Source organism: Hydrogenophaga sp. (assembly GCF_026125785.1).
Taxonomy (GTDB): Bacteria; Pseudomonadota; Gammaproteobacteria; order Burkholderiales; family Burkholderiaceae_C; genus Hydrogenophaga.
Genome location: NZ_JAHCKL010000005.1, coordinates 41,822 through 67,000 on the forward strand (window position 1 = coordinate 41,822; position 25,179 = coordinate 67,000).

Here is a 25,179-nt window from a genome sequence, read left to right on the forward strand (position 1 = left end):
GGCTCAGAGCCAGACACGCCCCGGTGCCGGCCCGGTGTCGATGGTGAACTCCGGCGTGCCGCCGAGCACGAAAGCCCCCAGCACCAGGCTGAGCAGCGCCATGAACAGGCTGGCCCAGAACGCGGTCCAGAAGCCGTCGAGCTTGAAGCCATCGACCAGCCTGGCCACCAGCAGCAGCATCAAGGCGTTGATCACCAGCAGGAACAGTCCGAAGGTGACCAGGGTGAGCGGCAGCGTCAGCAGCACCAGCAGCGGCCGCACGATCGCATTCGCCAGGCCCAGCAGCAGCGCCGAGACCGCGAGCGACCCCGTACTGCTGAAGTGCATGCCTTTGAAGACATGGCTGGCTACCCAGAGCGCGAAGGCGGTGAGGGCCCAGTGGAGGAGGAAGGGGGTGAGGTTGGCGAGCATGCGGTGGTTTCCTTGGCCGGGGCCTGTTCACACTACTTTCCCCAGGAGTCCTTCAAGCCGGTTACCCGGTTGAACACGGCCTTGCCGCCGACCCCATGGTCCACCCGGTCGGCCACGAAGTAGCCGTGCCGTTCGAACTGGAACTTCTGGTCCGCGCGGGCCGTGGCCAGGGAGGGCTCCACGAACGCCGTCGCCACGCGCAGGCTGTGCGGGTTCAGCGCGGCCAGGAAGTCCTTGCCGCCCGCGTCGGGGTGCGGGTCGCTGAACAGCCGGTCGTACAGGCGCACTTCGGCCGCGATGCCGTCGGCCACGGCCACCCAGGTGATGGCGGCCTTGGCCTTCACACTGTCGGCGCCGGGGGTCCCGCTCTTGGTGCCGGGAATGACCCTGGCGTGCACCTCCGTCACGCGGCCGTCGGCATCCTTCGCGCCAACGCCGGTGCATTCGATGACGTAGCCGCCCTTGAGGCGCACCACGTTGCCGGGAAACAGGCGCTTGTAGCCTTTGGGCGGCGTTTCCTCGAAGTCTTCGCGCTCGATCCACACCTCCCTGCCGATCTTGAACACGCGATCCGGCACAGCGGCCTGGCCTTCGGCGATGGCCGAGTGGGGCAGGGCGGGCTGGGTGCAGTCTTCGGTGTAGCTGTCGCTGCCGAAGACCTCGGCCCAGTTGGTGAGGACCAGCTTGACCGGGTCGAGCACGGCCATGGCGCGGTGGGCCTTGTGCTCCAGGTCTTCGCGCAGGCAGCCTTCGAGCACGCTGTAGTCGATCCACGAATCGCTCTTGGTCACGCCGATGCGCTCCGCAAAGAGCTGAATGGCTTCGGGCGTGTAGCCGCGGCGGCGCAGCCCGACGATGGTGGGCATGCGCGGATCGTCCCAGCCGGACACGCGCTGTTCGTTGACGAGCTGCGCGAGCTTGCGCTTGCTGGTGATGACGTAGGTCAGGTTCAACCGCGCGAACTCGTACTGGCGCGGTGGCGGCGCCTGGAGCAGGCCGGCTTCGGCCAGGCGTTCCAGCAACCAGTCGTAGAACGGGCGCTGGTCCTCGAACTCCAGCGTGCAGATGCTGTGCGTGATCTGCTCCAGCGCGTCCTCGATCGGATGCGCGTAGGTGTACATGGGGTAGATGCACCACCGGTCGCCGGTGTGGTGGTGCGTGGCGCGGCGGATGCGGTAGATGGCTGGGTCGCGCAGGTTGATGTTGGGCGACGCCATGTCGATCTTCGCGCGCAGCACGGCCGCGCCGTCGGGCAGCCGGCCGTCGCGCATCTCTCGCAGCCGCGCGAGGTTTTCCGCCGGCGTGCGGCTGCGAAAAGGGCTGTCCTTGCCCGGCGTGTTGAAGTCACCCCGGTTGGCGCGCATGTCCTCGGCGCTCTGCTCGTCCACGTAGGCATGGCCACGTTCGACAAGCGCTTCGGCGGCGCGGTACATGAAGTCGAAATAGTCGCTGGCCTGGTAGAGGTGGCTGATGCCGCCGGCCTCCCAGGAAAACCCCAGCCACTTGACCGCGTCGATGATGCTGTTGACGAACTCGGTGCTTTCCTTCTCCGGGTTGGTGTCGTCGAAGCGCAGGTGGCAGATGCCGCCATAGTCGCGTGCCAGCCCGAAGTTCAGGCAGATGCTCTTGGCATGGCCCACATGGAGGTAGCCATTGGGCTCGGGCGGGAAGCGGGTGCGGATTTTCGCCGGATCGGGCTGGCCGCTGGCCTGGTGCGCGGCGTCGCCGGGGCTGCCCGCCCAGCGCCGGCTGGCGTAGGTGCCCTCGGACAGGTCGTTTTCGATGATCTGGCGCAGGAAGTTGCTGACTTTGGGTTCGCCTTCTTCGGCGGAGGCGTTGTGCGGCGTCTTGTGGCCTGGATTGCTGGAGGTCATGCGCCATTCTATTGATCCCGCGCCGCATCGGGTTCCCGTGGTTTGGCCCCCTGCAGGGTTTCGGCTATCGTGGCGTGCCCAGGCCGTGGAGGCAGGAAGGACCCCAAGCGATGAGCAGCAGCGACAACCCGGACACCATGCCCAGCGAAGAACCCACGCGCTGGGAAATCACGCAGACGGAGGACGTGTTCCTGCCCTCGGTGCGGGTGCAACTGGGCTGGATGGACGTGCAGGCGGCCGTGGAGCGCGGGGCCATTCTGCCCTCGGAAGCGCATGCGCTGTGGGCCTCCTGGGCCTCGCCCGGCAGCCCTCTGCGTGTATCGGCTCCCACCATGGGCCTGGACACCGAACCCCAGCCTCTGGAGACTGCTTTGGCGGTCCCGGTGGCGCCCGCTTCTCAGGCGCGGCATGTCGGACCGGTGTTCTCGTTCACCAACACGCTGTACTACTTCGGCGGCATGCTGGCCATCGGTGCCATGACGCTGTTCATGAACCTGGGCTGGGAACTGTTCGGTGCCTGGGGCGTGTTCGCCCTGGCCCTTGGCTACCTCGTGGGGGCGCTGTCGGTGGCGGGCCATCTGCTGCGGCGCGACCTGCGCACGCCCGCCGGCATTCTGGCCACGCTGGCGGTCTGCCTGGTGCCGCTGGCCGTGTGGGCTTTCCAGTCGGGCATCGGCCTGTGGCCCGAAGGCGGCCCGGACAACTACCGCGACTACCACCGCTACATCGATTGGCGCTGGCTCACCCTCGAACTGGCCACCCTGGCCGCGGCCGTCGTGATGCTGTGGCGCTACAAGCTGCCCTTCATGGTGATGCCGGTCGCGGTCACGCTGTGGTACCTGAACATGGACCTGGCGCACATGCTGATGCAGAAGGACGGCTACGACTGGCCTTTCACCCGCAAGGTATCGCTGGTGTTCGGCCTGGCCACCTGCGCCGTGGCGATGTGGGTGGATCTGCGCACCCGCCGCGCCACCGAGGCCGAGGACCGGCAGGACTTTGCCTTCTGGCTCTACATCTTCGGCGCCATCATGTTCTGGGGAGGGCTGAGCCTGAGCAACAGCAACTCCGAACTCAACAAGTTGCTCTACGCCTTGCTCAACGTGGGCCTGGTCTTCCTCGGCGCGGCCATAGGCCGGCGCATCTTCACCGTGCTCGGCGCCCTGGGCGTGGCCGGCTACTTGGGGTACCTGGCCTACCGCGTGTTCGAAGACAGTCTGCTGTTTCCCTTCGCGCTGAGCCTGCTGGGCCTGGGCGTGGTGGCGCTGGGCATCTGGTGGCAGCGCAACGAAACGGCCATCCACGCCCGGCTCGTGAACTGGCTGCCCGCCGCGCTCAAACCTCTCGCATCGGGCTGAGCGAGCTTCCGTTTGGGCATAGCCAGCTTCCGTTTGGGCAGAGCTAACTTCCGCCCGGGCAGAGCCAGCTTCCGTTTGGGCAGAGCTAACTTCCGTTCGGGCTGAGCCTGTCGAAGCCTTGCCCGCGCATTGGCGGGCCCTTCGACAGGCTCAGGGCGAACGGACCAGGGCGAACGGACCAGGGCGAACGGACCAGGGCGAACGGACCAGGGCGAACGGACCAGGGCGAACGGACCAGGGCGAACGGACCGGGGCGAACGGACCGGGGCGAACGGACCAGGGCGAACGGTGGGTTCAGTACCGCAGGTTCAGTTGCAGCACCGCCGTGGTGCCGCTGACCTCGTTGCCCACGACCAGCAGGGGCTTGCCGTTGGGCGAATCCTTGGCCGGGATGAACACCAGGCCCTCGGGGCCGAGATCACCCGCGGTGGCCAGGTCGGGCGGGTTGGTCAGCCACTCGTCGCGGGTGTTCAGGTAGTCCATGAACACGGGTGACGCGGGGTTGCTGATGTCGTACACCAGCACGCCGCCCATGCGCTCCAGGCCGATGAAGGCAAAGGTCTTGTCTCCGATCTTGCCGAGTGCCAGGCCTTCGGGTTCGGGGCCTTTGGCGTCGCTGCGGCTGTCCTTGGCGTTGCCCTCGTCGTGTCCGGAGTTGAAGAAGTCGGCGCAGGGAATGCTGCGGTCCCGGCCCAGCTTGCAGTCCGCGCTGGCCAGGAACTTCTCGATAGCGGCTCCCGAGTCCCACACCAGCGCACCGCTGGCATTCCAGATGCTGAAGGAGCGCGCGCCGTAGGCGTAGAGCTGGTCGTACATGAGCCGGTTGCCGGCGGGATCCTGCGCACCGGCGGCATTGAACATCATGGGTGAGCCGTCGGGGTTGGTGCGGTAGCCCATGGTCCAGCTGATGTTCAGGCGGCCCAGCGCGGCGTCGGCGCGGCATCCCGCGGGGTCGCCGGCGATGGCGCCGCAGTAGCCGAAGGTGGCCGGATCGAGCAGGCCACCGGCGGCCATGGCATTGAGCTGGGGTGGCAGATCGTCGCCCGCACGGGAGGCCCAGCCGTTCTTGTTGACCAGGTGCTTGACGCGGAACTCTTCCACGAAACCCTTGGTGGCATCGCCGCCCCAGTAGGCCGCGTTGTCTTCGCCCCAGGCACGGGCGTCGCCTTCGTTGGCCGTGACCAGGTAGGTCTGGCCGCCCACGGTGTAGGAGGCCATGGCATCGGGCTGGTACATGCCCCGCACGCCAGGCCAGGTCCGGATGTTGATGGTCTTGCCATCGGTGTCCGAGGCGTCGAGTTCGTTGCCCGCCACGCCATGGTCCTTGGTGCCCAGCGGCAGGATGTCGGTGACCGTGGCGCTGGCGATATCGACCTTGGCGAGTGCGTTGTTCTCCTGCAGGGTCACCCAGGCGGTGGCGCCGTCGGCGGAGACGGTGATGTATTCGGGTTCAAGGTCTTGCGCCACGCTGGCGCCGGGGCCATAGATGCGCACGCCTGCGGCGCGCAAGGCAGCCGCCTGCCCATTGAATGCGGCAAAGCCGGCGGTGCGCACCACCGGCGCGGCGAGGTTGCGCACGTCGATCACGCTCACGCTGCCCTCGGGGTCGATCTGGTAGTCGTCGCTGGGTTCTCCCTCGTTGGCCACCAGCACCGTCTTGCCGTCAGGCGTGAAGGTCACCATGTCGGGCAGCGCGCCGACGGTCACGGCGCTGATGAAGGACAGGTCGCTGGCGCGGTACAGCGCCATGCGCCCCGGATCGGTCTTGACCGGTGCCTGGATGGCCACGGCCACGATGCCATCGTGCACCGCCACGCTGTTGATCTCCGCGCCGGCGAGCACCGCGGTGGCATCGAGCACGCTGACCTTCACCGGGTGGGCGGGGTTGGAGAGGTCGAGCACGTCGACCGCGCCCAGTTGGGCATTCACCACGAAGAGCCGCTTGCTCGCGGCGTCGTAGGCGGGGATTTCAGCCGCGCTCACGCCGAACTGGCCGGTGCTGAAGCCGCCGATCTTTTCCAGCGTGAGGCCAACGGGCGTGGCCTCCGGGGTCGGGGCCGGCGTGGTGGGGTCGGGGGTGGGTGTGGGCGCGCTGTCGCTGCCACCGCCGCAGGCGGCGAGCACGGCAAGCATGACAAGGGAGGCGGAGAACAGGCGCAGTCGGATGGGTGGTCTCATGGGGTTCGACGGTCGGGGGAGAATGGAAACCCCCGGTTGTATGAGCCCGATGTGACGTTGTCGTGACCCGTGCAGGTCGTTCCGATGACGCTGGGGCGCTACTGGCCGAAGCGCGGCCCGTCCTTGAGAAAGGCGATTTCCTCGGCGGTGCTGTGCCGGCCCAGCGCCGCGTTGCGGTGCGGAAATCGGCCGAACCGCAGCACGATGTCCCGGTGCAGCCGCGCGAAGTGCAGATGGCGTTGCAGCGTCTCGCGCAACTCGGGCGCGCAGGTCTCGCACAGGCGGGCGAAGTGGCCCACGCTCTGGTCTTGCAGGGCCAGGTCTTCGGCATGCACCAGCGGCATGTAGAGAAATACGCGCCCCACGGTAGCCAGGTGCTCGTCCTGTCCTTCTGCCAGGGCCTGGCGCACCAGCGCCTGCGCCCGGGGGTCGCCGGCAAACGCGCGGGCCTGGCCTCGGAAGGCGTTGCGGGTGAACTGGTCCAGCAGCAGCACCAGCGCCAGGCGGGTGTCTATACGGGCTTCCCAACCTCGCAGGCCGCCGTCGACGGCCTGTGCCACCAGGTCGCCGAAGCGCTCGCGGATGCGGGCGTCGAGTTCGGCCCCGCCGCCGAACCAGAGATCGTCGCGCTGGTCGGAGCACCAGCCGCGCCGCAGGCCATCACCCAGCCAGAAGTCCAGCACGGCCTGGGCGCCGGTCGGGTCAGAAGGGTGGGTGTTCGTCATTGGGCTCCCAAGTTCAAGAGGGCGAGTTACGTCTGGCAACGACTTTGACTGTGCATATGGAACAGGTTAACGCGGGATTGCCTGTAATACACCCACGGGGCGCCCAGCCGCCCTGACCAAGGAGTCCCCTCATGAACACCCAGACCTTCCAAACCCCCTGGAGCCGGACGTCCGCCTGGGCCCGTGGCTTGAGCATCGCGGCGCTGGCCGCTGGTGCCTGGGCCTTGTCCACCGTGGGCTCCCAGGCCCATGCCCGCAGCGACGTGTACTGGTCCATCGGCGTGAACTCTCCGGGCGTGGCCGTGGGCGTGTCCAACGCACCGCCGGTCTACTATGCGCCGCCACCCGTGTATGTGGCGCCGCGTCCGGTGTATGTCGCACCCCGTCCCGTCTATTACGCGCCGCCACCGGTCTACTACGCACCGCCGCCGGTGTACTACGCGCCGCGCCCGGTGGTGGTGGCGCCGCGTCCCGTGTACGGCCCCGGCTGGGGTTACGGGCCGCGCTGGGATGACCGCCGTGGTCACCGCCATCGCCATGGCCACCGCTGAGCAGCGCGCGGGCGGTGGGTTGATCACATCGCCTTGAAGCGCTCGGCATAGAGCCGGCTCACGGCCAGTGCCTCGGGCCTGCCGCGCACGCGCAGGCTCAGGCGTCCCGCTTCGTTGCGTGTCACGCTGTCGATGGCGTCGGCGCGCACCACGGTGCCACGGTGGATCTGCCAGAACTCGGCCGGGTCCAGCTGTGGCAGCAATTCCTTGAGCGGCGTGCGGATCAGCACCTCGCCACCCGCTGTGAGTACGCGAACGTACTTGTCGGCTGCCTCGAAGACCAGCACGTCGGCGAGCGGCACCATGCGGATGCTTTGCCCGACGCTGGCCGCGATCATCTGCAGGCGCGGCGCGGCGACCACCGCAGGCGCTGCCGTGGCGGCGTCGCCTGCGGCCAGCAGGGTGCGCAGGCGCGACAGCGTGCGCTCGTCCAGCAGCGCGTCGACCGGGGACGAGCGCCGCTGGGCCAGCACCTGCTGCACACGCCGCACGGTGCGTTCCAGCCGCTGTGATTGCACCGGTTTGAGCACGTAGTCCACCGCCTGGGTCTCGAAGGCCTGTACCGCGTAGTCGTCGTAGGCGGTGACGAACACCAGCGCGGGAAACGGGCGACCTCCCTGTGACGGCCATTCGTCGGCCAGGTCGGCGGCGGCCTGCAGGCCGCTCTGGCCTGGCATGCGAATGTCCAGGAACAGCACGTCGGGCTGCAGGGACAGGGCCTGCGCCACGGCGCTGCTTCCATCGCCCACCATGGCCACGACCTGCAGCGCCGGCCACGCGCGGGCCAGTTCGGCCTGAAGGGCTTGCGCCAGCAAGGGCTCGTCTTCGGCGATCAGGGCGGTGGCGTTCATGGGGCAGCGGTAAGCGGGTTGTCGTTGGGCCAGGGCAGTGTCAGCACGGCCCGGGTGCCTGCGCCCGGACCACTGTGCCAGGCAAGGTTCGCGCGGCCGCCGTAGGCATTGGCGAGACGTTCGCGCACCTGCGCATGGCCAAAGCCGGGAGCCGGTGACGCTTCGCAGCCGACGCCGGTGTCGCTGACCTCCAGTACCAATCCGCCACCCTCGCGCCGCGCACCCACATGCACTTCGCCGCCGGTCCGGCTGGGCTCCAGACCGTGGCGTATGCAGTTCTCCACCAGCGGCTGCAGCAGCAGGGGTGGCATGGGCAGGCCAGCCAGTTCCTCGGGCAGGTCCAGTTGGTAGCGCAGGCGCGGGCCCATGCGCACGGCCATGAGTTCCAGATAGTCCCGCAGTCGGGCGAACTCGTTGGCCAGGGTGTGGCGGCCAGCGGTGGCTTCGCTGCGCGAGGCGGTCAGCGTGGCGCGCAGGAAGTCGTTGAGGCGGTCCAGCATCGCCGTGGCGCGCGCGGGATCGGTGCCGATCAAGGCCCTCAGGTTGGCCAGGGTGTTGAACAGCATGTGGGGTTCGAGCTGGCTCTCCAGCAGGCGCAGCCGGGCTTCGCTTGCCTGGCGCTGGGCCTCTTCCTGGGCCAGGCGTGCGCCGGCCAGCATGGCCCGGCTGGTGAAGTAGTAGGCGCCGAAGGCGGCTGCGCTCAGCGACATCAGAAGCAGGCCCACGGTGGCGCGCGGGAAGTTGTTCAGCCCGTGCATCCAGTCGCGTTGCAGCAGCAGGTTGGCGACGATGGCGCCCGCCGGGTAGGCGACCAGCACCGCGCCGAACACCAGCATCGCCATGGGGACGACGCCGGGCCAGCCGCTGGGGTGGAGGAGGTAGCGCCCACCGTCGATCAGCAGCCAGATCGACAGGCCAATGCACTGGGCGTACAGGAGGTTGTAGGCGAATCGGTCTCCGAGCACGGCGGTGATCGCCAGCGCGATGACGGTGTTGAACACCGCGGCGCGCAGCGCGTGGCGAACAACGGTGGCACGGGAGATGGGCGGCATGGTTCCAGTATCCCGCATGTCGGTGCTGCGGTCAGCGACCGCCCTGGCGCTGGCGCTGCAGGCGTTCGCGTTCCTCGGCCACCAGCCGTTCCTGCAGACCACCACCGCCCAAGGCGAACCACACGCCCACGCCATGCAGCAGCAGGCCCAGGCCCCAGCCCAGCGCCGGGTAGATCGCCCATTGGCGGCCGCTGCTGAAGGAGAGTGCGGCGAGCATGGCGTTGACGACCAGGAACACCAGGGCGTGGATGTACCAGCCCATGCGGGCACCAGCCCGGCGGCGGGCGTGGCGTTCAAGTTCCTCATCGGACAGGTGTGTGATGGCGTGGCGCATGGTGATCTCCGTGGTTGGATGGAAAAGGGGGTCAGAGCAGGCCCAGCCACTGGCCCCACACCAGTTGGCCGAGGTAGCGGTTGGGCAGCAGGGTGAAGGCTCCCGCCACGACACACGCCCCGAGGTAGAGCCCGATCATGGCGGCACGGTGGCCGCGGATGTTGCCGCGCAGCAGGTACCTGAAGGCCAGGAACAGCCCGCCCAGGGACACCGGCACCAGCAGGTGGATGGGGGTGTAGCCGGCGATGTTTGGCAGCGAGAAGTCGCGGATGAAAATGGCCGAGATGGCGGTGACCAGCATCAGCGTGGCCCAGGCGTAGCCGGCGGCCCGGTGCAGCCTCGGGCGCGGCCCGGACGCCTGGCGCCGTGCCCAGAGGGCGACCGGGCCGATGGCCAGGGCCGCCAGGGCGGCGGTCATGTGGACGGCAACAAGGGGTGTGAGGGTCATCGCTCGGGTCTCCGTGAGGGGCTGGGTCCGCACTGTGACCGGCACCCGGACCGCCCGCCAGCGGCATGCGACGGAGGCGCGGAGTCGTGGCGCCAGATGCCGCCGGCGGGCGTGAAATGCAGGCGACGGCGTGCGGCTTTACACAAGCGATACCCTCTGGAAACCCGCTGGAGACGTGGGGCGCGGGGCGGTTCCTACAATGGGAACCATGAAGAAAACGAAGACCTGGATATCGAGCCTCGTGGTGCTGGCGCTGCTCGCGGGTGGTGGCTGGTGGTGGGCTCAGCGCCATGCGCAGCCGGCCGTGCAGTACCGCACGGCCGTGATCGAGAAGGGGCCTTTGCAAGCGTCGGTGTCGGCCAGCGGCACGGTCAACCCGGTCACGCAGGTGTCGGTGGGCACCCAGGTTTCGGGCCAGATTCGCGCGGTGCACGTGGACTTCAACACCGAGGTCAAGGCCGGCCAGCTCATCGCTGAAATCGATCCCCAGACTTTCGAGTACCGGGTTCGCTCCGCCCAGGCCGATGTTGACGCGGCGCGTGCGGCGGTGCAGATCGCGATGGCCAATACCGCTTCCAGCCGGGCCAATGTGTCGCGTGCGGAGACCGACCTGGCCGAGGCGCGGCGTGCGCACGAACGCAATGTCAGCCTGGTGGCGCAGGGCTTCATCGCGCAGAGCGAGGCCGACCGCACCCGCGCGGCGCTCAACTCGGCGCAGGAGGCGCTCAAGGCCTCGCAGGCCCTGCTGGGCGTGAGCCAGGCGCAGATCCAGAGTGCGCAGGCCAACGTGGCGCAGCGCGAAGCGGCGCTGGCGCAGGCGCGGGTGGACCTCTCGCGCACCCGCATCACCTCGCCGGTCGATGGCATCGTCATCAAGCGCACGGTAGAGCAGGGGCAGACCGTGGCCGCCAGCCTGCAGGCGCCGGAGCTGTTCGTGATTGCCCAGAACCTCTCCGACATGCAGGTCGATGCCAGCATCGACGAGGCGGATGTCGGGCGCATCCGACCGGGGCAGAAAGCCAGTTTCACGGTGGACGCGTTTCCCGGTCAGCACTTCGAGGGCGAGGTGAGCCAGGTCCGCAAGGCGGCCACCAACGTGTCCAACGTGGTGACGTATGTCGCCGTGGTGAGTTTTGCCAACCACAGTGGCCGGCTGCTGCCGGGCATGACGGCGAATGTGCGCGTGGTCACCGCCTCGCGCGAGAGCGTGCTCAAGGTGCCCAACGCCGCCCTGCGCGTGCGCTTGCCTGGTGTGGAGCCCGCCACGCGGGCGGCGCCCGCAGGTCCGGCGGATGCGCCGCAGGCGGCCGCGTCGGCGCCAGGCGGCAACGCGAACGGTGGCGCGCCGGCCCGGGCGGGCAGTGGTGCGCCGCAGCGCGCCACGGCCGCTGGTGGCGGCTTCGGACGCGGGGCCAGCTCGCGCGGGCGCCTTTTCCTGCTGGAGGCCGATGGCAAGCCCGTGGCCTACGACGTGCGCCTGGGCGTGAGCGACGGCACCAGCACCGAATTGCTGGTGTCTCCTGATTCGCCGGATGCCGCGTCGCTGGTCGAAGGTGCCACGGTGGTTACTGGCGTCATCGGCGGCGCGGCCAGTGCCAGCGGCAGCACACCCGCCCGGGGAGCGACCGGTCCTCGCATGCCGTTCTGAGGATGGCCATGAACAGCAGCAGCGCCCCTCTCATCGATGCGCGGGACCTCGTCAAGACCTATGCCATGGGCGACCAGGAAGTGCATGCCCTGGACGGCGTTTCCCTGCAGATCGAGAAAGGTGGCTTCGTGGCCATCATGGGTGCGTCGGGATCGGGCAAGTCCACGCTGATGAACATCCTGGGTTGCCTGGACCGCCCCACCAGTGGCCACTACAGCCTGGCCGGTGAAGCGGTGGAATCGCTCGACGGCGACGCTCTGGCCCGGGTGCGCAACCGGCGCATCGGCTTCGTGTTCCAGCAGTTCAACCTGCTGCCGCGCACCAGCGCCCAGGAGAACGTGGAACTGCCCATGGTCTACGCCGGGGTGTCCACGGCCGAGCGTCACCGGCGTGCCCTGCTGGCGCTGGACCGCGTGGGCCTGGGCGCGCGAGCCGGCCACACGCCGGCCGAACTCTCCGGAGGCCAGCAGCAGCGCGTGGCGATCGCGCGCGCCCTGGTCAACGAGCCACAGCTCATCCTGGCCGACGAACCCACCGGCGCGCTGGACACGCGCACCAGCGAAGACATCATGCGGCTGCTGGCCGACCTCAACGACCAGGGCATCACGGTGGTGCTGGTGACGCACGAACCCGACATCGCTGCCTGGGCGCGCCGCCGCCTGGTGTTCCGCGACGGTCGCATCGTCGAGGATGTGGCGCAGACCCCGGTGCGCCATGCCACCGAGGAGGCCGCGCCATGAACTTTCTTGCCGCCCTGCGCAGTGCCTGGCGCGCGCTGGCCTCCAACGCGCTGCGCTCCATCCTCACCATGCTGGGCATCATCATCGGCGTGGCGGCGGTGATCACCATGATCGCGGTCGGTGCCGGTGCCACGGCCCGCGTGCAGGAGCAGATGAAGGGCCTGGGTTCGAACATCATGCTGGTCATCCCGGGAGGCGTGACCTCCGGCGGCGTGCGCCTGGGCGCGCAGACCAGCCAGAGCCTCACCGAGGACGATGCGCAGGCGATTGCCCTGGAAGTGCCAGAGGTGCAGGTGGCCGCGCCGAGCTCGCGCACCAGTGCCCAGGTGGTGGCAGGCAACACCAACTGGGCGACATCGGTGTTCGGCACCACCAACGACTACCTGGAGGCGCGCGACTGGCCGCTGGCCAATGGCCGGCTGTTCGAGGCGGCCGAGATGCAGGGTGCCGCCAAGGTGGCCATCGTCGGCCAGACCGTGGCCCGTGAGCTCTTTGGTGACCAGGATCCCATCGACCAGGTGATTCGCATCAAAGGGGTGCCGGTCACCGTGATCGGCTTGCTGGAGCGCAAGGGCCAGAACTCGATGGGCCAGGACCAGGACGACGTCATCGTGGTGCCCATCGCGACCTACCGCAACCGCATACAGGGCAGTGGCGGCGGACGCCTCAAGCGCGTGGGCTCCATCAACGTCAAGGTGTACGAAGGCCAGAGCATGCAGGTGGCCGAGGACGCCATCAAGGAACTGCTGCGCCAGCGCAAGCGCGTGCAACCCGGTGCGGACGATCCCTTCACCGTGCGCAACCTCACCGAGATCCTGCAGGCGCAGGAGGCGTCCAGCCAGGTGATGACGTTGCTGCTGTCGGCGGTGGCGGGCGTGAGCCTGGTGGTGGGCGGCATCGGCATCATGAACATCATGCTGGTGAGCGTGACCGAGCGCACGCGCGAGATCGGCCTGCGCATGGCGGTCGGCGCCAGAGCGCGCGACATCCTCACGCAGTTCCTGATCGAGGCGGTCACGCTCAGCCTGTTGGGTGGCGCCATCGGCGTGGTGCTGGGGGCCGTGGCCACCTGGGCGGTCGGACAGTTCGCCGGCTGGCAGGTGAGCATGACGCTGAACTCCATCGTGCTGGCCGCGGGCTTCTCCGCTTTCGTGGGGGTGTTCTTCGGCTTCTACCCCGCCCGGCGCGCATCGATGCTGCTGCCCATCCAGGCCTTGCGGCACGAGTGAGCGAGGGCTGACACCTCGTGGCGGGTGTCAGCCCAGCGTGAAGCGGAAGGTCGCGCCCTGGCCTGGCGCCGCTTCGGCCTGCATGTCGCCTCCGTGGCGCTGCACGATGCGGCGGGCCGTGGCCAGACCGATGCCCAGCCCACTGAACTCGTGCGGCATGTGCAGGCGCTGGAAAGGCTGGAACAGTTTGGCCGCGCGCGCCATGTCGAAACCCGCGCCGTTGTCGCTGACGCAGAAGTACCCGGAAGCTCCGCGCTGTTCGCGGTAAACGCGCACCAGGGCCTGCGGTGTCTGCGCGGTGTACTTCCAGGCGTTGTGCAGCAGGTTCTGCAACAGCGCTTCCACCAGCGGCGGGTCGCCCGACGCCAGCAGGCCAGGCTCCACTTGCCATTGCACCTGGCGTTGCGGCTCGGTGGCGGCGAACTCTTCCAGCAGCCGGGTGGCGATGGCGCTGAGGTCCAGCGGTTCGCGCCGCAGTTCTCCGCGCGCGAACTGCGAAAGCGAGAGCAGCCCGTCGATCAGTTCGCCCATCTTCTTGCTCGCACCCATGATGCGGTCCAGGTGGGACTGGCTCTGTGTGTCCATGGCCGGGTTGTCTTCGCGCAGCGCCTGGGCGAAGCCGTTGATGATGCGCAGCGGCGATCGCAGGTCGTGCGCCACCGCATAGGAGTAGCTCTCCAGCTCTTCGTAGGCGTCGGCCAGGGCTTGCGTGCGCTGGCCTATGCGCTGCTCCAGCGTGGCATTGAGCCGCTGGATCTCCATCTCATGGCGTTTGCGGTGGGTCACGTCCTGCGTCACGCCCAGCGCACGCACCGCGCGCCCCTTGGCATTGCGCTCGAACTCGGCCTGCACCCAGAACCAGCGCTCCTCGCCGCCAAACAGCAGCCGGTAGATGATGTCGTACTTGCGTTCTCCCTTGACCGCCTGTGCCCAGCGCTGCATGACCATGGCGCGGTCGTCGGGGTGTGTCATCGCCAGCAGTTCCTCGTCGCTGAACTCGGCGTTGGGCAGGTTCAGCATCTCGTGCGAGCCGGCCAGCGTGGTGAAGCGGCGCGTTGCGACGTCGGCCTGCCAGCTCGACAGGCCGGCCATGCGGTGGGCCTGGCGCAGCAGCTGTTCGTTGGTGCGCAGCGCCTCTTCCGTCATCTTGCGCGCCGTGATGTCCTGCACCACCGCGATCAGGTAGTCCGGCTCGCCGGACTCGGTGCGCACCAGGGAGAGGGTCAGGTTCACCCAGATCGTGTGGCCTTGCTTGTGGATGTAGCGTTTCTCGAAGCTGTAGTGCGTGATTTCGCCATCGAGCGTGCGCTGGAGCTGGTGCATGTCCAGCGCCAGATCCTGCGGGTGGGTGAAGTCGCGGAAATGCAGGCGCGCCATCTCCTCCTTGGTGTAGCCCACGATGTCGCAGTAGGTCTGGTTGAACCGTATCCAGCGGCCGTCGATGTGGCTGTGCGCCATGCCGGTGGCGCCTTGTTCGAAGGTGTCGGAAAGCTTGCGGTGGCTTTCCTTGAGCAGCGCCGAGGTCTCGCGCAGGGCGCGGTTCTGTCTCTGCATGAAAGAGATCGAGCCCACCACCACGAACTGCGTGACCAGGTGCCAGAGGTTGAGCCAGAAGGCGTCCGTCGGGTCCTCGAAGGAAAAGCTGAAGTACGGCCGCACCATGAGGAAGTTGACCAGCACCATGCCCACCAGGGTGCTGAACATGCCGGCGCGAAAACCGCCGTAGAGCGCGGCGATGGCCGCGGCCAGCGAAAGCGAAATGAACCGCCCACCCGCTTCCGCGGGCGCCAGCACGGTGCGCAGCCACGCCGCCAGCAGCGTGACCGCCAGGGCCAACGCATAACGTTTCCACTGGTTTTGCCGCTCGGGGTCCCACTCTGCCAGTTTCTGCCAGAGCCGCTGGGTCCGGGACGTCCCCTGTGGCGTGGTGGTGGTCATCGGCGGGAAGAGAGGGGGTGGTGCGGCTGGGGTGGGCGGTGGCTGGACGCTGACCGCGTTATACCGGATCGCCTCGGGATCGTGCGAGCTTCTGGAGCAGGGTGTCGATGGCGGTGGCGGTTTCTTGCGGCCTTTCCATCGGAAAGAGGTGGCTCCCCTCCACCATGACGAGGCGCTCTGGGTGCTGTCGACCCACGAGCCTGTGCGTCATGCCCATGCCCACCTGTTTCATCTCCAGCGAGCGGGTGCCGCCGATGAAGCCTACGGGGCACTGCAGCGGATGGCGGCGCAACAGGCGGTCCAGGTTGTGGGGCAAGGTGTTGTAGATGGCCGTCTCGACATCCCGCTCGAAGGCGAGCACGCGCTGAGGCCGGCCCTGTGCATCGATGTGCGCCAGCGTGCCGTGTTCCACATAGTCGTGCAGCACCTGCGGGTCCCAGGCCGCGAAGGCCTTCTTGGAGGCAAAGTGCGCGCGCACCGCCTCGGTGTCGGGCCATTGGTGCCGGCGCCGCCGGCTGATCTTGCCGGGCGAGACCGAGCCCACGAGCTGTGTGCGCTTGATGAGCTCCAGCGTGCGAGCGCGCCAGCCTCCCAGCACGGGGGAGTCGATCAGCACCACGCCGCGCACGGCATGGCCGCCGAGCCGGGGATGGCGCGCCGCGCACATGAGGCTGAGGAAGCCGCCCAGCGAATGCCCGACCAGCCAGGCACCGCGCCCATGGCGCTGAATCTCCGGAGCCGCGAAGTCGGCCAGTTGTTGGACCAGATGTGGCCAGTTGCTGGTGACGGGGTAGCGCGGATCATGGCCGAAGCGATCCACCGCACGCACCGCATGGCCGCGCCCGCGCAGCGACTTGAACAGCACCGCGTAGGTGCTGGCCGGAAAGCTGTTGGCGTGCGAGAAGATGATGAGGGACATGGGTGTTGAGCGTTGAGCGTTGGGCGTTGGGCGTTGGGCGGGGACTCCGCTTCACTCAACGCCGAACGCTCAACGCCGAACCTCAGATGAGTTTTTCTTTCGGGTTGGTGATCTTCTTGAGGGGCTTGCTGCGTGGGCCGCTGCACAGCAGAGGCACCTCGGTGTGCGCACCGTCCCAGGTCGGGTGCTCGATGCTGTCAAACACCTCGCGCAGCTTCTGTCCCCAGGTGTTGTGCACCATGCGGAAATAGGGGTTGTTGTCGTCGATGCAGGTGATCTTGTCCGACTGCAGGCGGTTCACTTCGTACACCGCCAGATCCAGCGGCAGGCCCACGGAGAGGTTGGATTTGAGCGTGGAGTCCATGGAGACCAGCACACACTTGGCGGCTTCGTCCAGCGGCGTCTCGGGCGTGATGACGCGGTCCAGCACAGGTTTGCCGTACTTGGATTCGCCGATCTGGAAGAAAGGGGTTTCGGACGTGGCTTCGATGAAGTTGCCCGCCGAATAGACCTGGAACAGGCGCATGCCCTCGCCGTGGACCTGGCCGCCGAAGATCATGGAGACGTTGAACTCCACGCCGGCGCGCTGCAAGGCCTCGCCGTCGCGTTCGTACACGTGCCGCACCGCCGAGCCCAGCACGCGTGCGGCATCGAACATGCTTTTGGCATTCCAGATGGTGATGGGCTCGCCGCCATCGGCATCCTCTATCTGTTCGATCTGCAGAATTTCGCGCACCGATTGCGAGATGCTCAGGTTGCCCGCCGAGAGCAGGCACATGAAGCGATCGCCCGGTTTTTCATAGACGATCATCTTGCGGAAGGTGCTGATCTGGTCCAGGCCCGCGTTGGTGCGCGAGTCCGAAAGGAAGACCATGCCCGCGTTGAGTTTGACGGCGACGCAGTAAGTCATGATGAAGTGGCGAGTTTCTTGAGGGTGTAGAGCTGTTCCAGCGCTTCGCGTGGACTCAGGGTGTCGGGGTCTATCGCGGCCAGCGCCGTCTCCAGCGGATGTACTTCAGGTTCCAGTGTGGCAGGCGGTGGCGCGAACAGGTCGACCTGGCTGCGGCTTTCCTCGCTTTGCGCTTCGAGGGCCGCCAGCGCGTGGCGCGCATGCTGCACCACGCCGCCGGGCACGCCGGCCAGCCGTGCAACCTGGATGCCATAGCTGCGGCTGGCCGGTCCCGGTTCGATCTGGTGCAGGAACACGATGCCCCCGGACTTGCCGCCGGCCTCCGTGGCGCTCACGTGCACGTTCACCGCTGCGTGGTGGCCGGCGGGGAATTCGGTGAGTTCGAAGTAGTGCGTGGCGAACAGCGTGAAAGCGCGTGATTTGTCGTGCAGGTGGGTGGCAATGCCGCCGGCCAGGGCCAGGCCGTCGAAGGTGGAGGTGCCTCGGCCGATTTCGTCCATGAGCACCAGGCTCTCGGGGGTGGCCGCGTGCAGGATCTGCGCGGCCTCCGTCATCTCCACCATGAAGGTGGACTGCGCGTTGGCCAGATCGTCGGCCGCGCCAATGCGGGTGTGGATCGCATCGATCGGCCCCAGGCGGCAACTGCGCGCGGGCACGCAACTGCCCATGCTGGCCAGCAGCACGATGACCGCGACCTGCCGCATGTAGGTGCTCTTGCCGCCCATGTTGGGGCCGGTGATCACCTGCATGCGCTGCCTGGGACCCAGCACGGTGTCGTTGGCGATGAAGCTGCCGCCGCTGGTTTCATTCAGGCGAGCCTCCACCACCGGGTGGCGTCCGCCGCGTATGTCGATGCACGGCTCGGGCACGAACTGAGGCTCGCACCAGTTCAGGGTGAGCGCGCGCTCGGTCAGGGCGCAGAGCGCGTCCAGCGCCGCCATCGCTCGGGCCAGCCTGGTCAGCGCGGGCACCTGGTCCTGCAACTGGTCCAGCAACTGGTCGTAGAGCCATTTTTCGCGCGCCAGGGCGCGGTCCTGCGCGGACAGGGCCTTGTCCTCGAACGCCTTGAGTTCGGGGGTGATGAAACGCTCCGCATTCTTCAGCGTCTGGCGGCGGCGGTAGTCGTCGGGCACCTTGGCGGCCTGGCCTTGCGTGACCTCGATGTAGAAGCCGTGCACCTTGTTGAACTGCACGCGCAGATTGGCAATGCCGGTGCGCGCGCGCTCGCGCTGCTCCAGGTCCACCAGGAAACCATCGCAATTGTTCTGGATGCCGCGCAGTTCATCGAGTTCGGCATCGAAGCCATCGGCGATCACACCACCGTCGCGCACCAGGGCGGCGGGCTCGGGCAGCAGCGCCGCTCGCAGCAGCTCGGCGCAGCCGTCCGGTGGCGTCAACCGGCCAGCGATGTCCTGCAACAGGCCGCCGGCATCCTGCGGACCCAACTGGCGCGCCAGGTGGCGGGCGCGTTCCAGCGTCTGACCCAGGCCCACCAGTTCGCGCGGCTTGACCTGGCGCAGCGCCGTGCGGGCGGTGATGCGCTCCACGTCGCTGGCGCCCTTGAGCGACTGCCGCAGGGTCTGCCACAGTCCGCCGCGCAAGCTGGCGATGGCGGCGAGCCGTGCGCGTGCTTCGCTGCGATCTCGCCGGGGTTCGAGCAGCCAGTGGCGCAGCATGCGGCTGCCCATGCCGGTGCAGCAGGTGTCCAGCAGCGAGAACAGCGTGGGGCTGGGTTCGCCACGCAGGGTCTGGGTGAGCTCCAGGTTGCGGCGCGTGTTGGCCGGCAGGTCGATGCGCTCGTCGCTGCGCGCCACCTGCAGGCTGCGCACATGGGTGAGCGCCCGGCCCTGGGTGTGCTCGGCGTACTGCAGCAGCGCGGCGGCGGCAGCGTGCGCGTCGGGCAGGTCCTGGGCGTCCCAGGCGGCCAGGCTCGCGGCCTCCAGCTGCTCCAGCAGCTTGCGCTGGCCCAGCCCGGCGTCGAAAGCCCACGCCGGGCGCACCACGGCGACCAGCCGGTTGCCTTGCGCACCGCTCTGGCCGGACAGCGACAGCACGCTTTTTTCGAATGCGGGGGTGGCGTCGGCGCTGTAGAGCAGTTCGCCCGGTGCCACGCGCGCCACCCAGTCGCCGAGTTCGTCGCTGGCGCACTGGGCCAGGAACACGATGCCCTGCGTGACCGACATCCAGGCCAGGCCACAGCCGGTGCGCGCGCCAGGGTGCACCGCCATCAGCAGCGCCTCGGCCTTGTCGGAGAGGAGTTCGCTGTCGGTCAGGGTACCGGGCGTGACCACACGCACCACCTTGCGTTCGACCGGTCCCTTGGCGGTCGACACATCGCCGACCTGCTCGCAGATCGCCACCGATTCGCCCAGCTTGATCAGCCGGGCAAGGTAGGTATCGACCGAGTGGAAAGGCACGCCGGCCATGACCACCGGCACGCCCGCCGACTGGCCGCGCTGCGTGAGTGTGATGTCCAGCAGCCGCGCGGCCTTTTCCGCATCGGCATAGAACAGCTCGTAGAAATCGCCCATGCGGTAGAACAGCAGCGTGTCCGGGTACCCTGCCTTGAGGCTGAGGTACTGCTGCATCATCGGCGTGTGCTTGGAGAGTTCGGAGGCGTGTGGGCTCATCGGGGCGGCGTTCGCGGAGGCGGCGGCGGGCGGGGGGCGCCAGCGCAGCCCGACATCTTATGGGATGGCTGCCGGCTGGCCAGGCCGACGTGCCACACAATAGGCCTCTTTCCCCTTGACGCCCTGACCTCTCCCGATGATGTCGCTGACCTGGCCCGTCGTGGCCGCCGTGCTGGCCGGTGCCCTGATGCACGCGGGCTGGAACGCGCTCATCAAGAGCGGTGGCGACAAGGCTCTGGACACCGCGCTGCTGCACTTGCTGGGCGCCGTGGTGGCCTTGCCGCTGCTCGCGGTGGTGGGCCTGCCCGGTGCGGCCAGCCTGCCCTTCATCGCCGCCTCGGCACTCATCCATGTGGGCTACTACATCGCGCTGGTGGGCGCCTACCAGCATGGCGAACTGGGCCTGACGTATCCCATCATGCGCGGCCTCGCGCCGCTGCTGGTGGCCCTGGGCAGCGGCAGCCTGATCGGTGAGTCGCCCAGCGCGATGGCCTGGATCGGCGTGGTTGGCATCACCTGTGGCGTTGCCCTGGTCGGGCTGGCCCGGCCCGGGGAGGCGCTGCACCACCGCAAGGCCTTGCTGTATGCGGTCGCCAATGCCGTCATCATCGCGGCCTATACCGTGGTTGACGGCCTGGGAGTGCGTACCGAGGCCAGCGCCGGAGGCCACGCCTTGCGCTATGTGCTGGCGCTGTTCGTCGCCAACAGCCTGGCCTACCCTGCGCTCCTGTGGTGGCAGCGCGGGCCGGCCGGCCGGGTGCAGGCGATGGCCTATGCGCGCGGCCGCTGGCCTTGGGCGCTGCTGGGCGGCGCAGCCTCCCTGGGTTCGTATGCCATTGCGCTGTGGGCCATGACCCGCGCGCCGGTGGCCAGCGTGGCGGCCCTGCGCGAGACCTCGGTGCTGTTTGCCGCCATATTGGGCACGGTGCTGCTGAAAGAGAAGTTCGGCCTGCAAAGGGCCATCGGCACCGGGGTCGTCGTCGCTGGCGTGATGGCGCTGCGCCTGGGCTGACCGCCGCATCCGTTTGCCGCCGGGCGCCGGAGACAGGTGGGGTGCCGATCATCCGGCACAATTTGTGCGTGATCCGGTGTTCTTCCCGGGCCCCCAACCACCGCACGCATGGCCGCCGCCACTTCCCATTCCTCCGCCCCCGACCCGGGCCGTCCGCCCGCCTTCGACGCGACGACAGGCCTGCCGTTCGAGATGTTCTTCATGGCGTCGCCCTTGGCGGCCAGCATTTCGCGCGTGAGCGACGGCATGCTGCTGGCCGTCAACGACGCCTGGCTGGCGCTGACAGGGCTGGGCCGCGAGGCGGCCTTGGGCCGGACCACGGTCGAACTCGGCCACTGGAAGGACCACGATGAACGCAAGCGTTTCCTGGCCCGCCTGGAAAACGGGGCCGGCGACGACCTGCAGTACCTGTGCCTGCGTGATGGCGTGGCCCACCGGGTGCGCCTGCACACCCGTGTGCTGGATGCAGGGCCGGAGCCGCTGATGCTGGTCTACCTGACCGAGGCCACGCGCGAGTTCGAGGCCGTGAACGCGCTGCGCTCGGCCAATGCGGAGCTGCAGCAGCAGGTGGCCTTGCACGCGGCCATCGAGAAGCTGGCCCAGGTGGGGCACTGGACCAACGTCGAGAACGAAGACGAGGTGGCCTGGTCGCTGGGCCTGTACGAGATCGCCGGGCTGCAACCGCAGGAGCGCATCGGCCGCAGCGAGGGGCGTGGCGGCATCCATCCCGATGATCGGCCGGCCTGGCTGGCCGCACGCGCCGCGCTCGATGGCCGTGAGGTGAGGTTCCGCTGGCAGCGTCCCGATGGCCAGCAGCGCTGGTTTCGCACGCGCATCAGCCAGACCACGGTGGCCGGGCAGCCGCAGACCGATTTCGGCGTGGTGCAGGACATCACGGGTGAAGTCGAGGCGCAGGCACGCCTGGCCGAGCAGCTCAAGCTGCTGCAGAACATCACCGCGCGCGTGCCCGGCATGATGTACCAGGCCCGCCTGCTGCCCGACGGGCGCAGCGTGATTTCCTACGTCAACGACGCGGCGCGCGAGATGCTGGAGGTCGAGCCGCAGGACTTGCAGCGCGATGCGCGCATCCTGTTCGACCGCGTGCACCCGGAGGACCGGTCGGCGGTGATCCAGTCGCTGGCGGTATCGGCCCGGCACCTCACTTCGTGGCGCCAGACCTACCGCGTTTGCCTGCCGCGCGGCGGCATCCACTGGTACAGCGTGGAGGCGGTTCCTCAGTGCGAGCCGGACGGCACGGTCATCTGGCATGGCTTCACCACCGAGGTGACACAGAGCCGCCTGGCAGCGCAGAAGCTGGAACGCCAGCACCGCATGCTGGAGGCTGTGCGCCTGGCGCAGGCGGTCTACATCGAAGCCGACGACAAGCGCCGCGCCTTTGAAGGACTGCTGGCCGCGTTCTTGAGCGTGACCGGCAGCACCTACGGCTTCGTCGGCGAGGTGCTGTACGACGAGCGCGAGCAGCCTTACCTGCGCACCCACGCCATCACCAACATCGCCTGGGACGCCGCATCGCGGCAGATGTACGAGGCCCAGTCCAGCGAGGGCATGGCGTTCCGCAACCTGGATACCCTTTTCGGGCATGCCCTGCGGACCGGCGAGCCAGTGATCGCCAACGACCCGGCCGCTGACCTGCGTTCGGGCGGGATGCCCGAGGGACACCCGGCGCTGTCGGCCTTCCTGGGTGTGCCGCTCGCGGTGGGGGGGCGGCTGGTGGCCATGGTGGGCCTGGCCAACCAGCCTGGCGGCTACGGCGGCGAAGACGTGGAGTTTCTTCAGCCCCTGCTGGGCGCCGTGCGGCAACTGGTTCTGGCGTGGCGCGGCCATGCGGAGCGCCGCCGCACCCGCCATGACCTGGAAGTCACCAGCCAGCTCCTTGCCGAGAAGAGCGCGCTGCTGCAAGCCACGCTCGACAGCATCAGCCAGGGTTTGACCAAGATCGATGCGCAGGGCCGCATCCAGATCTACAACCAGCGCGTGCTGGAGCTGCTGGACCTGCCTGAGGCGGTGCTGCGTGGCCAGCCGACCAACGCGGAAATCGTGAGGTTCCAGCGTGAGCGCGGCGATTTCGGCGAAGACCTGGGGTTGGTGGAGCCCGATGCGCGGGACTACATCAGCCAGGACGGGGACACGGCAACCCCTCCCAGCTACTGGCGCAGGACGCGCGACGGCCGCACGCTGGACGTGCGGTCCCGGCGCTTGCCCGATGGTGGCCTGGTGCGCACCTTCACCGATGTCACGTCCTACATCGAAGCGCAAGAGGCATTGCGCGAGCAGCGCCAGCGCCTGGCCTGGGTGCTCGAAGCCACCCGGCCGGGCATCTGGGAGACCAACCTGGAGTCGCACACGCTGACCGTCAACGAACGCTGGGCCAGCATGCTGGGCTACACGCTGGGCGAACTGCAGCCGATCCGGTACGAGACCTGGGAGGCCTTGGTTCACCCCGAGGACTTGCGGCGCGCCGACAAGATCCGCGACGACCATCTGGAAGGGCGTGCGCCGTACTACGAATGCGACATCCGCATGCGGCACAAGGACGGCCACTGGGTGTGGATCAACACCCGCGGACGCGTGCACCAGCGCGACGACCAGGACCGCGCGCTCTTCATGTCCGGTACGCACATGGACATCAGCGAGCGCGTGGCGGCGCAGGAACAGGTGCGCGCGCTCAATGCCAGCCTGGAGCAGCGGGTGAGTGCACGCACCGCCGAGCTCGAACGCTCCATGCGCGACATGGAGGCTATTTCCTATTCGATCGCGCACGACCTGCGCGCCCCTCTGCGCTCGGTCAATGGCTTCGCCGCCATCGTGCTGGAGGAAGAGGCCGATCGCCTCAGCCCCGTGGGGCGGGACATGTTCGAGCGCATCGTGCGCTCATCGCGCCACATGGGCCAGATGCTCACCGACATGCTGGAGGTGCTGCGCGTGGTGCGGGTGGATCTGGCCCCGGTCCCGGTGGACATGCACGAGCTGGCCCACTCGGTGGCCGAGACGGTAGCGCCGCAGATGGAGCATGCCCGCATTGGCGTGGCGCGCCTGCCCCATGCGCTGGGCGACGCCACGCTGTTGCGCCAGGTGTTCTCCAACCTGATGGACAACGCCCTCAAGTACTCGCGCCACCAGGCCGAGCCCGAGGTGCTGGTGGGCTTCGAGCAGGCGCGCCGCGCCTACTACGTGCGCGACAACGGCATGGGTTTCGACATGGCCCACGCCGCCAAGCTGTTCGGGCTTTTTCAGCGTTTGCACCCCGGCTCGAACGTGCCGGGCATGGGCGTGGGGCTGGCCATCGTGGCGCGCATCATCGAGCGCCATGGCGGCCGCGTGTGGGCCGAGTCAGCGCCAGGTGCGGGCGCGGCGTTCTACTTCCAGCTGCCTCAGGCCTGACCCTCATCGGCGTCGTCGCCGGGCTCCGCCTCTGGTGCCGGCTTGCGGCGCGCCTGGCGCACCGCGGCCTTGTCGCCCGCGCTGGCGAACTTGCTGTACTTGCCGGTCAGCCCCACCAACTGCCCGTAGATCTTGGGGTTGGCGGCCAGGCATTCCTTCTGCTCCAGGAAATCCGACTCGCCCGTGAAGTTGCCGATGAGGCCGCCGGCCTCGGTGACCAGCAATGCCCCGGCGGCCACATCCCAGGGGGAGAGGCCCATTTCGAAGAAGCCGTCCGTGAAGCCCGCGGCCACGTAGGCCAGATCCAGCGCGGCCGAGCCGGGGCGGCGCACGCCCGCCACGCGCGGCATCACGTCGCCGAACATCTGCAGGTAGGTCTGAAACGAGTCGCCTGGGCGGAACGGAAAACCGGTGGAGAGCAGGCAGTCGCGCAGCACGGTGCGCTTGGCCACGCGGATGCGCCGGTCATTGAGAAAAGCGCCGCGCCCCCGCGTGGCGCAGAAAAGGTCGTTGCGGGTGGGGTCGTAGATCACGGCCTGTTCCAGCCGGTTGCCCACCATGAGCGCGATGCTCACGCAGTAGACCGGAAAGCCGTGGATGAAATTGGTGGTGCCGTCCAGCGGATCGATGATCCAGACATGGTCCGCGCCGCCGTGCTTGCCAGGGCGGCGGCCCGACTCCTCGGCCCAGATGGCGTGGTCGGGGTAGGCGGTGAGCAGGGTCTCGATGATGGCCGCTTCGGCGGCCTGGTCGACCTCGGTCACGAAGTCGTTGGTCTGCTTGACCGAGACGCGGACCGCCTCCACATCCAGCGCCGCGCGGTTGATCAGGTTGCCGGCGGTACGGGCGGCCTTGATGGCCACGTTGAGCATGGGGTGGAGTGTGGACGACATGAATTGTGTTCCTCGGTGCCCTGGAAGAGGGCGCGGCAGGGGATGAGCGGGGCGTGCGCGTGCTGGCGATGCGAGC

At 68.3% G+C, this 25,179-nt stretch carries 20 protein-coding genes; 7 read left to right on the top strand and 13 right to left on the bottom strand.

Annotation, left to right across the window (positions count from 1 at the left end; genetic code table 11):
* Positions 1–3: 3 nt before the first annotated feature.
* Complete coding sequence (locus KIT53_RS07140) at positions 4–411, bottom strand: phage holin family protein (RefSeq protein ID WP_297749777.1); 408 nt, start codon at positions 409–411, stop codon at positions 4–6.
* Positions 412–443: 32 nt separating this feature from the next.
* A complete protein-coding gene (locus tag KIT53_RS07145) occupies positions 444–2,285 on the bottom strand; it encodes a glutamine--tRNA ligase/YqeY domain fusion protein (RefSeq protein WP_297749780.1) in 1,842 nt (613 codons plus the stop codon).
* 110 nt (positions 2,286–2,395) lie between these two features.
* Between KIT53_RS07145 and KIT53_RS07150 the strand changes: the two genes are divergently transcribed.
* Positions 2,396–3,643, top strand: coding sequence for a DUF2157 domain-containing protein (locus KIT53_RS07150; protein ID WP_297749783.1), 1,248 nt, complete (start codon positions 2,396–2,398; stop codon positions 3,641–3,643).
* Positions 3,644–3,937: 294 nt separating this feature from the next.
* Here the strand turns inward: KIT53_RS07150 and KIT53_RS07155 are convergent, their stop codons facing one another.
* A complete protein-coding gene (locus KIT53_RS07155) occupies positions 3,938–5,821 on the bottom strand; it encodes a choice-of-anchor I family protein (protein ID WP_297749786.1) in 1,884 nt (627 codons plus the stop codon).
* Positions 5,822–5,919: 98 nt separating this feature from the next.
* A complete protein-coding gene (locus KIT53_RS07160) occupies positions 5,920–6,546 on the bottom strand; it encodes a DUF924 family protein (RefSeq protein ID WP_297749789.1) in 627 nt (208 codons plus the stop codon).
* 131 nt (positions 6,547–6,677) lie between these two features.
* On the opposite strand from KIT53_RS07160, the gene KIT53_RS07165 reads away from it, so the two are divergent.
* Positions 6,678–7,097 carry a hypothetical protein gene (locus KIT53_RS07165; RefSeq protein WP_297749792.1) on the top strand — a complete coding sequence of 140 codons (420 nt, stop codon included), beginning with the start codon at positions 6,678–6,680 and terminating at the stop codon, positions 7,095–7,097.
* A 23-nt stretch (positions 7,098–7,120) separates the two neighbouring features.
* Here the strand turns inward: KIT53_RS07165 and KIT53_RS07170 are convergent, their stop codons facing one another.
* The 4 genes from KIT53_RS07170 to KIT53_RS07185 are packed head-to-tail and all read right to left on the bottom strand — an operon-like array spanning position 7,121 to position 9,782.
* On the bottom strand, positions 7,121–7,948 hold the full coding sequence (locus tag KIT53_RS07170; RefSeq protein ID WP_297749795.1) for a LytTR family DNA-binding domain-containing protein: 828 nt from the start codon (positions 7,946–7,948) through the stop codon (positions 7,121–7,123).
* Entirely contained in the window at positions 7,945–9,000 is a 1,056-nt protein-coding gene (locus tag KIT53_RS07175; protein ID WP_297749797.1) for a histidine kinase, read from the bottom strand. Before KIT53_RS07175 ends, KIT53_RS07170 begins: the two co-directional genes overlap by 4 nt.
* Before the next feature lie 31 nt (positions 9,001–9,031).
* Positions 9,032–9,334, bottom strand: a complete 303-nt coding sequence (locus KIT53_RS07180; protein WP_297749799.1) for a 2TM domain-containing protein — start codon at positions 9,332–9,334, stop codon at positions 9,032–9,034.
* A gap of 31 nt (positions 9,335–9,365) precedes the next feature.
* A complete protein-coding gene (locus KIT53_RS07185) occupies positions 9,366–9,782 on the bottom strand; it encodes a DUF2306 domain-containing protein (protein ID WP_297749802.1) in 417 nt (138 codons plus the stop codon).
* A 208-nt stretch (positions 9,783–9,990) separates the two neighbouring features.
* Here KIT53_RS07185 and KIT53_RS07190 point away from each other — a divergent pair, with 208 nt between their 5' ends.
* From KIT53_RS07190 to KIT53_RS07200, 3 genes are read left to right on the top strand one after another with little or no spacing between them, the layout of a single operon-like run.
* Positions 9,991–11,430: an efflux RND transporter periplasmic adaptor subunit gene (locus KIT53_RS07190; RefSeq protein ID WP_297749805.1), complete on the top strand. Its 1,440-nt coding sequence runs from the start codon at positions 9,991–9,993 to the stop codon at positions 11,428–11,430.
* 2 nt (positions 11,431–11,432) lie between these two features.
* Positions 11,433–12,170 carry an ABC transporter ATP-binding protein gene (locus KIT53_RS07195; protein WP_297749807.1) on the top strand — a complete coding sequence of 246 codons (738 nt, stop codon included), beginning with the start codon at positions 11,433–11,435 and terminating at the stop codon, positions 12,168–12,170.
* Positions 12,167–13,399, top strand: a complete 1,233-nt coding sequence (locus KIT53_RS07200) for an ABC transporter permease (protein ID WP_297749810.1) — start codon at positions 12,167–12,169, stop codon at positions 13,397–13,399. The genes KIT53_RS07195 and KIT53_RS07200 overlap by 4 nt, the downstream gene beginning before the upstream one ends.
* 27 nt (positions 13,400–13,426) lie before the next feature.
* Here KIT53_RS07200 and KIT53_RS07205 read toward each other — a convergent pair whose 3' ends face one another.
* From KIT53_RS07205 to mutS, 4 genes are all read right to left on the bottom strand, one after another.
* Entirely contained in the window at positions 13,427–15,337 is a 1,911-nt protein-coding gene (locus KIT53_RS07205; RefSeq protein ID WP_297749814.1) for a PAS domain S-box protein, read from the bottom strand.
* A gap of 58 nt (positions 15,338–15,395) precedes the next feature.
* Positions 15,396–16,256: an alpha/beta hydrolase gene (locus tag KIT53_RS07210; RefSeq protein WP_297749817.1), complete on the bottom strand. Its 861-nt coding sequence runs from the start codon at positions 16,254–16,256 to the stop codon at positions 15,396–15,398.
* An 82-nt stretch (positions 16,257–16,338) separates the two neighbouring features.
* Positions 16,339–17,166, bottom strand: a complete 828-nt coding sequence (locus KIT53_RS07215; RefSeq protein ID WP_297749820.1) for a proteasome-type protease — start codon at positions 17,164–17,166, stop codon at positions 16,339–16,341.
* On the bottom strand, positions 17,163–19,796 hold the full coding sequence (gene mutS, locus KIT53_RS07220; protein WP_297749823.1) for a DNA mismatch repair protein MutS: 2,634 nt from the start codon (positions 19,794–19,796) through the stop codon (positions 17,163–17,165). Before mutS ends, KIT53_RS07215 begins: the two co-directional genes overlap by 4 nt.
* A 136-nt stretch (positions 19,797–19,932) precedes the next feature.
* Between mutS and KIT53_RS07225 the strand changes: the two genes are divergently transcribed.
* Together KIT53_RS07225 and KIT53_RS07230 are read left to right on the top strand one after the other, a co-directional pair.
* Positions 19,933–20,808, top strand: coding sequence for an EamA family transporter (locus tag KIT53_RS07225; protein WP_297749826.1), 876 nt, complete (start codon positions 19,933–19,935; stop codon positions 20,806–20,808).
* A gap of 108 nt (positions 20,809–20,916) precedes the next feature.
* Entirely contained in the window at positions 20,917–24,210 is a 3,294-nt protein-coding gene (locus KIT53_RS07230) for a PAS domain-containing protein (RefSeq protein ID WP_297749829.1), read from the top strand.
* On the opposite strand, the gene KIT53_RS07235 is transcribed toward KIT53_RS07230, so the two are convergent.
* Positions 24,201–25,103 carry an inositol monophosphatase family protein gene (locus tag KIT53_RS07235; RefSeq protein ID WP_297749832.1) on the bottom strand — a complete coding sequence of 301 codons (903 nt, stop codon included), beginning with the start codon at positions 25,101–25,103 and terminating at the stop codon, positions 24,201–24,203. The genes KIT53_RS07230 and KIT53_RS07235 overlap by 10 nt on opposite strands.
* Positions 25,104–25,179: the final 76 nt, after the last annotated feature.